This is a genomic window from Burkholderia sp. HI2500, assembly GCF_002223055.1.
Classification (GTDB): Bacteria; Pseudomonadota; Gammaproteobacteria; order Burkholderiales; family Burkholderiaceae; genus Burkholderia.
Genome location: NZ_NKFL01000004.1, coordinates 188,666 through 203,245 on the forward strand (window position 1 = coordinate 188,666; position 14,580 = coordinate 203,245).

At 67.5% G+C, this 14,580-nt stretch carries 11 protein-coding genes; 5 read left to right on the forward strand and 6 right to left on the reverse strand.

Annotated features, from left to right (window positions below; all coding sequences use genetic code 11):
- The 6 genes from CFB45_RS03435 to queA all read right to left on the reverse strand — a co-directional run bounded on the left by CFB45_RS03435 (position 1) and on the right by queA (position 7,930).
- A complete protein-coding gene (locus tag CFB45_RS03435; protein ID WP_179255035.1) occupies positions 1-1,620 on the reverse strand; it encodes a S41 family peptidase in 1,620 nt (539 codons plus the stop codon).
- Positions 1,621-1,824: 204 nt separating this feature from the next.
- Complete coding sequence (gene secF / locus CFB45_RS03445) at positions 1,825-2,775, reverse strand: protein translocase subunit SecF (RefSeq protein ID WP_089424532.1); 951 nt, start codon at positions 2,773-2,775, stop codon at positions 1,825-1,827.
- A 16-nt stretch (positions 2,776-2,791) separates the two neighbouring features.
- Entirely contained in the window at positions 2,792-4,813 is a 2,022-nt protein-coding gene (gene secD / locus CFB45_RS03450; protein ID WP_089424533.1) for a protein translocase subunit SecD, read from the reverse strand.
- 106 nt (positions 4,814-4,919) lie between these two features.
- Entirely contained in the window at positions 4,920-5,243 is a 324-nt protein-coding gene (yajC, locus tag CFB45_RS03455; protein WP_006476868.1) for a preprotein translocase subunit YajC, read from the reverse strand.
- A gap of 256 nt (positions 5,244-5,499) precedes the next feature.
- The gene (tgt, locus tag CFB45_RS03460) at positions 5,500-6,699 is read right to left on the reverse strand and encodes a tRNA guanosine(34) transglycosylase Tgt (protein ID WP_089424534.1); all 1,200 of its coding nucleotides are present in this window, start codon (positions 6,697-6,699) and stop codon (positions 5,500-5,502) included.
- Positions 6,700-6,862: 163 nt separating this feature from the next.
- Positions 6,863-7,930: a tRNA preQ1(34) S-adenosylmethionine ribosyltransferase-isomerase QueA gene (gene queA, locus CFB45_RS03465; protein ID WP_089424535.1), complete on the reverse strand. Its 1,068-nt coding sequence runs from the start codon at positions 7,928-7,930 to the stop codon at positions 6,863-6,865.
- Between the two features lie 167 nt (positions 7,931-8,097).
- On the opposite strand from queA, the gene recG reads away from it, so the two are divergent.
- From recG to CFB45_RS38910, 5 genes are all read left to right on the forward strand, one after another.
- Positions 8,098-10,419: an ATP-dependent DNA helicase RecG gene (gene recG, locus CFB45_RS03470; RefSeq protein ID WP_089424536.1), complete on the forward strand. Its 2,322-nt coding sequence runs from the start codon at positions 8,098-8,100 to the stop codon at positions 10,417-10,419.
- A 125-nt stretch (positions 10,420-10,544) separates the two neighbouring features.
- Positions 10,545-11,504 carry a hydrogen peroxide-inducible genes activator gene (locus CFB45_RS03475; protein WP_043189592.1) on the forward strand — a complete coding sequence of 320 codons (960 nt, stop codon included), beginning with the start codon at positions 10,545-10,547 and terminating at the stop codon, positions 11,502-11,504.
- 393 nt (positions 11,505-11,897) lie between these two features.
- Positions 11,898-12,026, forward strand: a complete 129-nt coding sequence (locus CFB45_RS39335) for a hypothetical protein (RefSeq protein WP_256978099.1) — start codon at positions 11,898-11,900, stop codon at positions 12,024-12,026.
- 100 nt (positions 12,027-12,126) lie between these two features.
- Entirely contained in the window at positions 12,127-14,313 is a 2,187-nt protein-coding gene (gene katG / locus CFB45_RS03480; protein ID WP_089424537.1) for a catalase/peroxidase HPI, read from the forward strand.
- Positions 14,314-14,415: 102 nt separating this feature from the next.
- Positions 14,416-14,556, forward strand: a complete 141-nt coding sequence (locus CFB45_RS38910) for a hypothetical protein (RefSeq protein ID WP_174973271.1) — start codon at positions 14,416-14,418, stop codon at positions 14,554-14,556.
- Positions 14,557-14,580: the final 24 nt, after the last annotated feature.

Sequence of the window (14,580 nt, forward strand, 5' to 3'; positions counted from 1 at the left end):
TCAGTTGCCGGCGCGCTCGCACACGGGTTGGGCGGGCATCAACTGCGGCCTGGCTTCGACGGTTCGCACCGGGCGCCCGGCGAGCGCCGCCAGCGCCTGACCGAGCTGCCAGTCGGTGGCCGTGCCGAACTCGCGCTGCGGCAGCGCCGCGCTCTTCGCGGTATCGATCTTCGCGAGCGCTCGCTGCTCGCGCCGCTTCTGCCGTTCCTTGCGCACCTTCGCGAACGGATCGGGCGCCAGCCGGTCCGCATACGGCGCGCGGGCGAGATCGGCTTCCCGGTACCACAGCAGCACGCCGTCGACGTCCGAGTCGCGGCGCGGCGGCACGAGCCAGTCCGGCACGACGCCGTAGCCGTCCATCGGGCAGCCGTTCGGCCGCAGGTTGCGCGCGTACGTGAAATTCAGGCGCGTGCCGTCGATCAGGTCGACGCCCGTCTGCGCAAGCCCCTTCCCGTAGGTCGGCATGCCGAGCAGCTTCGCGCGGCCGAGATCCTTCAGCGCCGCCGCGGTCGCTTCGGCCGCCGACGCGCTCTGTCCGTCGACGAGCACGACGAGCGGCACGGTGCGCCACCAGTCGTCCGCCTGCAGCGGCGCGAGCGGATCCTGGCCGTGCATGACCGGCAATGCATAGTCGGGCCAGTTGGTCGTGTAGCGGCGGCGGTTGGCGTCGCCGCGCTCGACCGTCACCATCGCGGTGCGGTCGCGGCCGGCGAACAGCGCGGTGATGCCGATCGCCGCATTGAGCGCGCCGCCGCCGTTGATGCGCAGGTCGAGGATCACGCCTTTCACCGGCGGCCCCGTGCGGCGCGCCGCCTGCACCGCGTCGACGTAGTCGCCGACTGCCGGTTCGGGGAAGCTCGACAGCCGCGTGTACAGGATGTCGCCGTCGAGCCGCTTCGCGGTCGCCGGATGGGGCTTGAGGATCGTCCGCACGGGCGCGACGCTCAGCACCGGGTGCGACGGGCCGCGCTGGACCGTGAGCTTCAGCGGCACGCCCGCGTCGCCCTTGGCGAGTCTGGTCAGGTCGGCGGGGTCGATGCCGACGACGCTCGTATCGTTCATCGCGACGACGAGATCGTCGGGGCGCACGCCGGCCTTTTCCGCCGGCGCGTCGGGAATCACGTCGACGATGTGCAGCCCGTCGGGCCGCGTCTCGAACACGATGCCGATGCCGGGCGTGCCGTCGCGCGCGCGCCGTTCGTCGTCGCGCCGCTCCTGCTCCTCCTTCGCGTCGAAGAAACGCGCGTACGGCAGCGTCTTGATCCCCGCGTGGGTCGTTGCGTCGAGCAGTGCGCCGATGTCGACGTCGGTCAGGTGCTGCCGCTTCAGGACTTCCACCGCCGCCTTGAGCTCGCAGATCTGCGGCTCCCAGTCGGGCGGGCAGGGCGAGGGCGGCTGGGTGGGGGCGGGCGAAGCGGCTGCGGGCGCCGAAGCGGCAGAAGCGGCAGAAGCGGCAGAAGCGGCAGAAGCGGCAGAAGCGGTAGAAGCGGTAGAAGCGGCAGAAGCGGGCGGGGCGGACACCGGCTGTTGCGCACCGACGGATGACGCGCACGGCAGGAGCGCGGCCGTGACGGCGGCGCAAACGGCAAGGCGAAGCACGACACGCGTGGGAGGCATCATCGGGACCGCACGTTTGAACGGAGGGCGAAGGCGCTGTCCCGTTGACGCACGGCCGGCGGGTGGCGCGGCGGGACGGTCACGATTGTAGCCGACGTGCGTGACGGGGCAGGGCGAGCGGGCGGCGCGATGCGCGGCGGTGGCGCGGGCATGAAAAAGCCGGCCCAACCGGGCCGGCTTTTCGTCTGTGCCGAAGCAGCGTGGCGCTTAAACCTGCGCGCCTGCGTTCGGATCGTCCGGATCGTGCGCGGACTTCTTTTCCTTGATCAGGTCTTCGCGCTTGATGCCGAGCCACATCGCGAGCGAGCCCGCGACGAACACCGACGAGTAGATGCCGAACATGATGCCGACCGTCAGCGCGAGTGCGAAGTAGTGCAGCGTCGGGCCGCCGAAGAAGAACATCGACAGCACCATCATTTCGGTCGACGTGTGCGTGATGATCGTACGCGACATCGTGGTCGTGATCGCGTGGTTGATCACTTCCTGCACGCTCATCTTGCGTTCGCGGCGGAACGTTTCGCGGATCCGGTCGAAGATGACGACCGACTCGTTGACCGAGTAGCCGAGCACCGCGAGGATCGCCGCGAGCACCGCCAGCGAGAACTCCCACTGGAAGAACGCGAAGAAGCCGAGAATGATCACGATGTCGTGCAGGTTGGCGATGATGCCGGCCACCGCGTACTTCCACTCGAAGCGGAACGACAGGTAGATCACGATGCCGATCACGACGCACGCGAGCGCGAGCAGGCCGTCGGTCGCGAGCTCCCGGCCGACCTGCGGGCCGACGAACTCGACGCGCTGCAGCGTGACGTCCGGGTTCTGCGCCTTCAGCGCGCCCATCACCTGGTCGCTCTGCTGCGCGGACGTGAGGCCTTCCTTCAGCTGCAGGCGGATCAGCACGTTGCGCGACGTGCCGAAGTTCTGCACCTGCGCGTCGGCGTAGCCGAGCTTGCCGAGCGTCGCGCGCACCGGCTCGAGTTCAGCGGCCTGCTGGTACTGCACCTCGATCACCGTCCCGCCGGTGAATTCGACGGACAGGTGCAGCCCGCGGTGGAACAGGAAGAACACGGCGGCGAGGAACGTGACCAGCGAGATCACGTTGAACACCAGCGCGTGCCGCATGAACGGAATGTCTTTACGGATGCGGAAAAATTCCATGGTCTTCTCCGGGGCCTTATTGGGTCGAGCCCGGTTTCTTCGGCGACACGCCCTGCTGCGCGCGGTTGCGCAGCTGCGGCTTGCCGGCGCGCGGCGCGTTGCCCTTCGCGGGGGCGGCGAGCTTCGCGGCGCGTGCGGTGTCGGTCGATTCGTCGGCGTCGGTGAACGACGCGGCGGCAGCGGCGCCTTCCGGCTTCCACACCTGGCCGATCGCGAGCGACTTCAGCTTCTTGCGGCCGCCGTACCAGAGGTTGACGATCCCGCGCGAGAAGAACACCGCGGAGAACATCGACGTCAGGATACCCAGGCAGTGCACGATCGCGAACGCGCGAACCGGACCCGAGCCGAACGCGAGCAGCGCGAGGCCGGCGATCAGCGTCGTGACGTTCGAGTCGAGAATCGTCGCCCACGCATGCGCGTAGCCGGCCTGGATCGCGGTCTGCGGCGGCTGGCCGGCGCGCAGTTCTTCACGCACGCGCTCGTTGATCAGCACGTTCGCGTCGATCGCCATACCGAGCGCGAGCGCGATGGCGGCGATACCGGGCAGCGTCAGCGTCGCCTGCATCAGCGACAGCACGGCGACGAGCAGCAGCAGGTTCACCGACAGGCCGATCACCGAGATCACGCCGAACAGCATGTAGTACGCGATCATGAACACGGCGATCGCGCAGAAGCCCCAGATCACCGAGTGGATGCCCATCTTGATGTTGTCGGCGCCGAGGCTCGGGCCGATCGTGCGTTCCTCGATGATGTCCATCGGCGCGGCGAGCGAACCGGCGCGCAGCAGCAGCGCGAGGTCGGCCGCGGCTTGCGGCGTCGGCTGGCCGGTGATCTGGAAGCGGTCGCCGAGTTCCGACTGGATCGTCGCGACCGTCAGCACTTCGCCCTTGCCCTTCTCGAACAGCACCATCGCCATCGGCTTGCCGATGTTCTCGCGCGAGACCGCGCGCACCGAGCGGCCACCCGCCGAATCGAGGCGGATGTTGACCGACGGACGCTGGTGATCGTCGAAGCCGGCCGATGCATCGATGATGCGGTCGCCCGTGAAGATCACGTCCTTCTTCAGCAGCACCGGCGCCTGGTTGCCCTGCGTGAACAGCTCTTCACCCGGCGGCACCGGGTCGTTCGGGTTCGGGTGCGTGTTGATCGGATCGGCGAGGCGCGCCTCGAGCGTCGCGGTGCGGCCGATGATGTCCTTCGCCTTCGCGGTGTCCTGCACGCCCGGCAGCTCGACGACGATGCGGTCGCTACCTTGCTGCTGCAGGATCGGCTCGGACACGCCGAGTTCGTTCACGCGGTTGTGGAGCGTCGTCAGGTTCTGCTTGAGCGCGGCGTCCTCGACGGACTTCTGCACGGCCGGCGTGAACGTGCCGACGACCTGCGTGCCGCCGCCGCCGGGCTGGGTCGCCCATTGCAGTTCGGTGATCGACAGCGCGAGCAGCTTGCGGGCGTCTTCCGCCGTCTGCGCATCGCTGAAGTTGACGACCACGGACTGGTCGACGCGGCTCACGCCGCCGTCGCGGATGTTCTTGTCGCGCAGCAGCGTGCGCGCGTCGGACGCGTCGGAATCGAGCTTCTTCGTGAGCGCGCCCGTCATGTCGACCTGGAGCAGGAAGTGGACGCCGCCACGCAGGTCGAGGCCGAGATACATCGGCAGCGCGTGCAGGGAGGTCAGCCAGCGCGGCGACGCGCTCTGCAGGTTCAGGGCGACGACGTACTGCGGATCGTTCGGGTCGGTGTTCAGCGACTTCTGCAGCAGGTCCTTGACGCGCAGCTGCGTATCGGTGTCCTTCAGGCGCACGCGGATGTTCGCGTTGGTCGCCGTGTTCTCGAAGGTGACGTCGTCCGGCGTGATCTGCGCGGAGGCGAGCGCCGATTCGACCTGGGTCAGCGTGGTCGAGTCGAGCTTGACCGTGGCCTTGCCGCTCGACACCTGCACCGCCGGCGATTCGCCGAAGAAGTTGGGCAATGTGTACAGAAGGCCGATGGCGAGCGCCACGACCATCACGACATATTTCCAGAGTGGATAACGATTCATGAGGGGGCCGAACGGGTGGTTGGCGTGAAAGCGTCGCGTCCGGCGCCGCGGCGGCCCGCTCTCTCAGGCGGGCACGGCGCGGGGAGCCGGACGCTCGGTGAAGGGCTTACAGCGACTTGATCGTGCCCTTCGGCAGAATGGTCGTGACCGCGGCCTTCTGCACGGTGATTTCGGTGCCTTCGGCGATTTCGACGCCGATGTAGCCTTCGGTGACCTTCGTCACCTTGCCCACGAGGCCGCCGCTCGTGACGACTTCGTCGCCCTTGGCCATGGCCGCGAGCATGTTGCGGTGCTCCTTCTGACGCTTCATCTGCGGACGGATCATGATGAAGTAGAGCACGGCAAACATCAGGATGAGCGGCAGGAAGCTCATCAGGCTCGATTCGGCGCCACCGGCACCTTGGGCGAACGCGTTGGAAATGAACGGCACGTTGGTCTCTCCGTAGGGGAAGATCGAAAAATAAGCCGGTTATTCTACCACCGGCCCCATGCGCAAACGGATCGGCAAATGCGCTTTCGGATCAAGCTGTTAAAGCGTGAACCGGTACCGTTGCGACTTGTATGGAAAGGCAATTGTAATGTTTGTCGGTTCCGAGCGGCAGTTGGGACGCGCTTGTTTAGGACGAGTCCCAAAAGATTTTCGATCCGTTTAGTGCTTGTCTTATCAAGGGCGGCGCGACCGTCCGTCAGTCGACCCCTCTGGCGCGATCCTCCGCGAAGCGCTGGCGGAACGCGTCGAACGTGTGGGTCTCGATCGCTTCGCGGATCTCGCTCATCAGCTGCAGGTAGTAGTGCAGGTTGTGGATCGTGTTGAGCTGGGCGCCGAGGATCTCGCCCACGCGGTGCAGGTGATGCAGGTAGCCGCGCGAGAAGTTCTGGCACGTGTAGCACGTGCAGCTCGCGTCGAGCGGCTTCAGCGAGTTCTTGTGCGTCGCGTTGCGGATCTTCACGTCGCCGAAGCGCGTGAACAGCCAGCCGTTGCGCGCGTTGCGGGTCGGCATCACGCAGTCGAACATGTCGACGCCGTTGGCGACGCCCTCGACCAGGTCCTCCGGCGTGCCCACGCCCATCAGGTAGTGCGGCTTGTTGGCCGGCAGCTTCGGGCCGACGTGGCGCAGCACGCGCATCATGTCTTCCTTCGGCTCGCCGACCGACAGCCCGCCGATCGCGAGGCCGTGGAAGCCGAGTTCCGCGAGGCCCGCGAGCGATTCGTCGCGCAGGTCCTCGAACATCCCGCCCTGGACGATCCCGAACAGCGCGTTCGGGTTGCCGAGCCGGTTGAACTCGTCGAGCGAGCGCTTCGCCCAGCGCAGCGACATGCGCATCGAGTCGGCCGCTTCCTTGTGCGTGGTCGGCACGCCGTTGGTCGCATACGGCGTGCACTCGTCGAACTGCATCACGACGTCGGAGTTCAGCACCTTCTGGATCTGCATCGACACTTCCGGCGACAGGAACAGCTTGTCGCCGTTGATCGGCGACGCGAAAGTCACGCCGTCCTCGGTGATCTTGCGCAGGTCGCCGAGCGAGAACACCTGGAAGCCGCCCGAGTCGGTCAGGATCGGCTTGTTCCAGCCCATGAAGGCGTGCAGGCCGCCGTGCGCGTCGATCGTGTCGAGGCCCGGGCGCAGCCACAGGTGGAACGTGTTGCCGAGGATGATCTGGGCCTTGATCTCGTGCAGCTCGCGCGGCTGGATCGCCTTCACGGTGCCGTACGTGCCGACCGGCATGAAGATCGGCGTCTCGACCACGCCGTGGTTGAGCTTCACGCGGCCGCGGCGCGCATGGCCGTCGGTCGTCAGCAGTTCGAATTCGAGCCCGTTCGCCGGGCGGTCCTGCACGGGGGCGTGCGTATCAGCGTGCGTATCGTGGGATGAACCTTCGGTCATCGTAGGGTGCTCCTTGCTACCGGAAAACAGTCCGGCGCATGTTGGAAACGCCGCCGAAAGCCGGCGGCGGGGAAGAAAACAGGTGCGCGCCATCGTAGCGCGCGCGGCGGGAAAACGGGGGCGCGACGGCCGCGCGGTGCGAGGGCCGTCGCGCATGCCGTGCTTACGCGCTCGGCGCCTCCGGCGTGTCGCGCCGCGTGAGCAGCATCGCGTCGCCGTAGCTGAAGAAGCGGTAGCGCTCGTCGATCGCGTGCCGGTACGCGGCGCGGATCGTCTCGACGCCCGCGAACGCGGACACCAGCATCAGCAGCGTCGACTTCGGCAGGTGGAAGTTCGTGACGAGCCGGTCGACCACGCGGAAACGATAGCCGGGCGTGATGAAGATGTCGGTTTCGGCCTGCGTGGCCGCGAGCGGGCGGCCCGCTTCGTCGGCCGCGCGCGCCGCGGCTTCGAGCGCGCGCATCGACGTCGTGCCGACCGCGATCACGTTGCCGCCGCGCGCACGGGTCGCGGCGATCTTGTCGACGAGCGACTGCGGCAGGTCGTACCACTCGCTGTGCATCTTGTGCTCGGCGATGTTGTCGACGCGCACCGGCTGGAACGTGCCGGCGCCGACGTGCAGCGTCAGCGTCGCGCGCTCGACGCCCATCGCGTCGAGCCGGTCGAGCATCGGCTGGTCGAAGTGCAGCCCGGCCGTAGGCGCTGCGACCGCGCCCGGGTTGCTCGCGTAGACGGTCTGGTAGCGCGTCTCGTCGGTCGCGTCCGGATCGTGTTCGATATAGGGCGGCAGCGGCAGGCGGCCGTACTGCTCGATCAGGTCGAGGCACGGCGCAGGGAAGTTCAGCGTGAAGAACGGGTCGACGCGCTCGCCCACCGTCACGTCGAACGCATCGGCGAGCCGCAGCGTCGTGCCGGCGCCCGGCGACTTGCTCGCGCGGATCTGCGCGAGCGCCGTGTGCGTGCCGGTCACGCGCTCGATCAGCACCTCGATCTTGCCGCCGCTGGCCTTCTGGCCGAAGAAGCGCGCCTTCAGCACCTTGGTATCGTTGAAGACGAGCAGGTCGCCGGCCGCGATGCACGACGGCAGCGCGGTGAAATGGCGGTCGACCAGGCGTGCGGGCGCGACGGTGCCGTCGACCTCGAGCAGGCGGCTCGCGGTGCGATCGGGCAGCGCGGTTTGTGCAATCAGCTCGGGAGGCAGATTGAAATCGAAATCGGAAAGCGTGAACATGCGGGCTGGTTCGAAGCGGCCGGCGGGCGTCGCCGGCGGGGCGGAAACGCGTAAATCGGGCGCGCGAGCCGCTATGATGGCGGGATGCGCGGCCTGGCCGGCGTCGTTCGTTCGGACGACGTGAAAGCCGCTATTGTACTTGCCTTGCGAAGCACCCAGACGATCCGATGCCTGTGTCACCACGCCGTTCCCCCGCTGCCGTTGCCGATTCCGCCGATCCGTTCGACGCGGACGATGTCGCGCCGCCCGCGCAACGCGCGGGCGAGCGTGATTCCGCGGAGCGCGCCGCCCCGCGCCGCGCCGGCCCGAAGCGCGGCGCCGACGGCAGGCTCGCGCAGCCGGCCGCCGCCGCGCCCGATGCCAATGGCGCGGCTGAAAGCGACGCGGCCGGCGCGAAGCGCAAGAAGAAGCCCGCCGCCGATAAACCCGTGAAGACGGTCGACAAGCTCGCGAAGCTCGGCCTCACGCGCTCGATCGATCTCGTGCTGCATCTGCCGATGCGCTACGAGGACGAAACCACGCTCACGCCGATCGGCGAGCTGCTGCCGGGCGGCATCGCGCAGACCGAAGGCGTCGTGTTCGACAACGAGGTCGCATACCGGCCGCGCCGCCAGCTGGTCGTGAAGATCCAGGACGACGACGGCGAGCATCTCGTGCTGCGCTTCCTGAATTTCTACGGCTCGCAGGTCAAGCAGATGGCCGTCGGCCAGCGGCTGCGCGTGCGCGGCGACGTGCGCGGCGGTTTCTTCGGGATGGAGATGGTGCATCCGGCGGTGCGCGTGGTCGAAGCGGATGCACCGCTGCCGCAGGTGCTCACGCCCGTCTATCCGAGCACGGCCGGCGTGTCGCAGGCCTATCTGCGCAAGGCGATCGAGAACGCGGTCGAGCGCACGCCGCTGCCCGAGCTGCTGCCGCCCGAGATCCAGCGCGACTATCTGAAGCCGCTCGACGTGCCGACGCTCGAGCAGGCGGTGCGCATCCTGCACCACCCGCGCGTCGATTCCGACGAAGCCGCGCTGATGGACGGCTCGCATCCGGCGTGGACGCGCATCAAGTTCGAGGAGCTGCTCGCGCAGCAGTTGTCGCTCAAGCGGGCGCACGAGGAGCGCCGCACGCGTGCGGCGCCCGCGATGCCGCGCCGCGCCGCGAGCGATGCCGAGGCACTGACGACCCGGCTCTACGCCGCGCTGCCGTTCACGCTGACGGGCGCGCAGGCGCGCGTCGTCGACGAAATCGCGAACGATCTTACCCTTGCGCACCCGATGCAGCGCCTGCTGCAAGGCGACGTCGGCAGCGGCAAGACGGTCGTCGCGGCGCTGGCCGCCACGCAGGCGATCGACGCCGGCTACCAGGCCGCGCTGATGGCGCCCACCGAAATCCTCGCGGAGCAGCACGCGCGCAAGCTGCGCGCGTGGCTCGAGCCGCTGGGCGTCACGGTCGCGTGGCTCGCGGGCAGCCTGAAGGCGAAGGAGAAGCGCGCGGCGATCGAGGCGGCCGCGCTCGGCACCGCGCAGCTCGTGATCGGCACGCACGCGATCATCCAGGACACGGTCGAATTCGCGCGGCTCGGCCTCGTGATCGTCGACGAACAGCACCGCTTCGGCGTCGAGCAGCGGCTCGCGCTGCGTGCGAAGGCCGCGAACGCGGCCAACGGCGCGCGCGACTTCCAGCCGCACCAGCTGATGATGTCGGCCACGCCGATTCCGCGCACGCTCGCGATGACGTATTACGCCGATCTCGAAGTCTCGACGATCGACGAGCTGCCGCCGGGCCGCACGCCGGTGCTGACGCGCCTCGTCGGCGATGCGCGGCGCGAGGAGGTGATCGCCCGCGTGCGCGAGGCCGCGCTGACCGGGCGCCAGGTGTACTGGGTGTGCCCGCTGATCGAGGAGAGCGAGACGCTGCAACTGCAGACGGCCGTCGAGACATACGAGACGCTGGCCGCCGCGCTCCCGGAGCTGAAGGTCGGGCTCGTGCACGGCCGGCTGTCGCCGGCCGACAAGGCGGCCGTGATGGAAGCGTTCACGCGCAACGACGTGCAACTGCTCGTCGCGACGACCGTGATCGAGGTCGGTGTCGACGTGCCGAACGCGTCGCTGATGGTGATCGAGCACGCCGAGCGTTTCGGCCTTGCGCAGCTGCACCAGCTGCGCGGCCGGGTCGGGCGCGGCACCGCGGCGTCGGTGTGCGTGCTGCTGTACACGGGGCCGCTGTCGCTCACAGGCCGCGAGCGGCTGAAGACGATGCGCGAGACGACCGACGGCTTCGAGATCGCGCGGCGCGACCTCGAGATCCGCGGCCCCGGCGAATTCCTCGGCGCACGCCAGTCGGGCGCGGCGATGCTGCGCTTCGCGAACCTCGAGACCGACGGCTGGTTGATCGAGCCGGCCCGCGAAGCCGCGTCGCGGCTGATTGCCGCGTATCCGGAGGTCGTCACGCAGCATCTCGCGCGCTGGCTCGGTGCGCGGGAGCAGTATCTGAAGGCCTGATCCGCGGGTCCGGGCCGGATTTAAAACCGCCGTTTGAAGCATTCCGATGCTGAGAAACTTGGCGAACCGGTGTCACAGGGTGTATAAATTAAACCTATAGCTTGTATATCTCTGATTGACCCACAATGACGCTGACTGAATTGAAATACATCGTCGCGGTCGCGCGCGAACGGCACTTCGGCCGCGCGGCCGAAGCATGCTTCGTGAGCCAGCCGACGCTGTCGGTGGCGATCAAGAAGCTCGAAGACGAGCTCAACGTGCAGATTTTCGAACGCGGCGCGAGCGAAGTGAGCGTCACGCCGATCGGTGACCAGATCGTCACGCAGGCGCAGCGCGTGCTCGAGCAGACTTTCGCGATCAAGGAGATCGCGAAGCAGGGCAAGGATCCGCTGGTCGGCCCGTTCCGCCTCGGTGTGATCTACACGATCGGGCCCTATCTGCTGCCGACGCTCGTCAAGCAGATGATCCAGCGTGTCCCGCAGATGCCGCTGATGCTGCAGGAAAACTACACGCTGAAGCTGCTCGAACTGCTCAAGCAGGGCGAGATCGACGCCGCGATCATGGCGCTGCCGTTCCCGGAAACCGGCCTGATGGTGCGCCCGCTGTACGACGAACCGTTCGTCGTCGCGCTGCCCGCCGGCCATCCGTGGGAAAAGCGCGAGGAAATCGACGCCGAGGATCTCAAGCAGGAAACCATGCTGCTGCTCGGCAACGGCCACTGCTTCCGCGATCACGTGCTCGGCGTGTGCCCGGAACTGATGCGCTTCTCGCAGACGGCCGACGGCATCCAGAAGACCTTCGAGGGCTCGTCGCTCGAGACGATCCGCCACATGGTCGCAAGCGGTGTCGGCATCACCGTGCTGCCGCGGATGTCGGTCGCCGAGGTCGGCCCGCGCGCGAATGGCCCCGATGCCGAACTGCTGTCATACGTGCCGTTCAACGAGCCGGTGCCCGACCGCCGCGTGGTGCTCGTGTGGCGCAAGAGCTTCACGCGGATGCCCGCGATCGACGCGATCAGCGACGCGATTTCCGCGTGTGAGCTGCCGGGTGTCGCGAAGCTCGACATGCCGGCGACGATGAACTGAGCACGCTCCTGCATGCGCGTGTGGCAGCACGATGAACGGGGTCTTGCGACCCCGTTTATTTTTCTCTATCGAATAGATGAAATTTATCAAATTCAATTAATTGATAGATGTAGATAGAATCTTCTCCATGGATCGGCGTGATGTCGACGACCGATCAGCACGTTGGATGCAAGCGTCAAAGGAGGATGTCATGATGCGGTCGGTATTGCAGCACGCGCAGCGGAACATCCCGTCGCGCGACGCGGTCGTACATCGCGCCAGGGCGGCGGTTCGCAGCCTGCGTCCGATTGCGTTCGCGTACCTGGCGGATCGTGTGTATGGCGGATGAGTGCCGCCGCACACCGGTCCTGTGTTCCCCCGACTAACTGCCGCCGAGCCATGAGGGAGCATTGCATGTCCGATACCCGAAAAGCCGACCGCCTCGCCGGCACGACGACTGCCGGCAGCCGCTTTCCCGAGCGCCCCGCCTGCGGCGCGTCGCAGCGGGAAAGCGGGTCGCAGGCCGCGCACGACGTCCCGTAGTACGACAGGAGGAACCGCCTGTTCCGTTTCATCCCCCCGCAATGCTCCACGAACCGCGCCTGGCACGTGGGGGCCTACGAGCAAGACAAGGAGAAAAAGCATGTCGAACGAAACGAAGTGCCCGTTCAACCACACCGCTGGTGGCGGCACGACGAACAAGGACTGGTGGCCGAATCAGCTGAACCTGAACATCCTGCATCGGCATTCGGCGCTGTCCGATCCGATGGACAAGGATTTCGACTACGCCGAAGCGTTCAAGAAGCTGGACCTCGAGGCGGTGAAGCAGGACCTGCACGCACTGATGACGGCGTCGCAGGACTGGTGGCCGGCCGACTTCGGCCACTATGGCGGCCTGTTCGTCCGCATGGCCTGGCACAGCGCCGGCACGTACCGCACGGCCGACGGCCGCGGCGGCGCGGGCGGCGGGCAGCAGCGCTTCGCGCCGCTCAACAGCTGGCCGGACAACGTCAGCCTCGACAAGGCGCGCCGCCTGCTGTGGCCGATCAAGCAGAAGTACGGCCGCAACATCTCGTGGGCCGACCTGCTGATCCTGACCGGCAACGTCGCGCTCGAATCGATGGGCTTCAAGACTTTCGGCTACGCCGGCGGCCGCGTCGATACGTGGGAACCGGACGACGTGTACTGGGGTTCGGAAAAGATCTGGCTGGAACTGAGCGGCGGCCCGAACAGCCGCTACTCGGGCAAGCGCGAGCTCGAAAGCCCGCTCGCCGCGGTGCAGATGGGCCTGATCTACGTGAACCCGGAAGGTCCGGACGGCAACCCCGACCCGGTCGCCGCCGCGCATGACATCCGCGAGACGTTCGCGCGCATGGCGATGAACGACGAAGAGACGGTCGCGCTGATCGCGGGCGGCCATACGTTCGGCAAGACGCACGGCGCCGGTCCGGCGTCGAACGTCGGCCCCGAGCCGGAAGCCGCGGGCCTCGAGCAGCAGGGGCTCGGCTGGAAGAGCACGTTCGGCACGGGCAAGGGCAAGGATGCCATCACGAGCGGCCTCGAAGTCACGTGGACGTCGACGCCGACGCAGTGGAGCAACGACTTCTTCAAGCACCTGTTCAGCTACGAGTGGGAGCTCACGAAGAGCCCGGCCGGCGCGCACCAGTGGGTCGCGAAGGATGCAGGCGAGGTGATTCCGGATGCATTCGACGCGTCGAAGAAGCATCGCCCGACGATGCTGACGACCGACCTGTCGCTGCGGTTCGATCCGGCCTACGAGAAGATTTCGCGCCGCTTCTACGAGAACCCGGCCGAGTTCGCCGACGCGTTCGCGCGCGCCTGGTTCAAGCTCACGCACCGCGACATGGGCCCGCGTTCCCGCTATCTCGGCCCGGACGTGCCGGCGGAACATCTGCTGTGGCAGGACCCGATCCCGGCGGTCGATCACCCGCTGATCGACGCCGCCGACGTCGCCGAGCTGAAGGCGAAGGTGCTGGCCACGGGCCTGTCGGTGTCGCAGCTCGTGTCGACCGCATGGGCGTCGGCTGCGACGTTCCGCGGGTCGGACAAGCGCGGCGGCGCGAACGGTGCGCGTATCCGCCTGGCGCCGCAGAAGGACTGGGAAGTGAACCGTCCGGCTGAACTCGCGACGGTGCTCGAGACGCTCGAAGGCGTGCAGAAGGCGTTCAACGATGCGCAGACGGGCGGCAAGAAGGTGTCGCTCGCCGACCTGATCGTGCTGGCCGGTGCGGCCGGTGTCGAGCAGGCTGCGAAGAACGCGGGCGTCGCGGTGACGGTGCCGTTCGCACCGGGCCGTGCGGATGCGTCGCAGGAAGAGACCGATATCGAAGCGATGGCCGTGCTCGAGCCGGTCGCGGACGGTTTCCGCAACTACTTGAAGAGCGCATACAAGACGCCGGCCGAGGCGCTGCTGGTCGACAAGGCGCAACTGCTGACGCTGACCGCGCCCGAGATGACGGTGCTCGTCGGTGGCCTGCGCGTGCTGGGTGCGAACGCCGGCGATGCGAAGCTGGGCGTGTTCACCGATCGTCCGGAAGCGCTGACGAACGACTTCTTCGTGAACCTGCTCGACATGGGCACGGAATGGAAGCCGGTGTCGGCCGCGAACGACGTGTTCGAAGGGCGCGATCGGGCGACGGGGCAGGTCAAGTGGACGGGCTCGCGCGTCGACCTGATCTTCGGCTCGCATGCGCAACTGCGTGCGCTTGCCGAGGTGTACGGCAGCGCGGATGCGAAGGAGAAGTTCGCGCACGACTTCGTCGCGGCCTGGAACAAGGTGATGAACCTGGACCGCTTCGACCTCGCGTAAGCGTCGCCGCGCGGTAGTGCGGTGAGGCAGTAACGGGAAACGGCCGGTCGTCCGGCCGGCCGTTTCTTCCTGACCCTGAGTGTTGTTGAAGGAGTGACGATCATGACGCAAATGATGTTGAAAACGCGCGCTGTACTGGCGTCGCCGGCAGAGGTCGCGCGATACGTCGTCGGATCCGCCATCGTCATCGGCGGGGCGGCCGAACTGGTGTCGCAGGCGCTGCACGCGATCGCGGCCGCCTGAGCGAGGCGTTTCGCTCGCCACGCG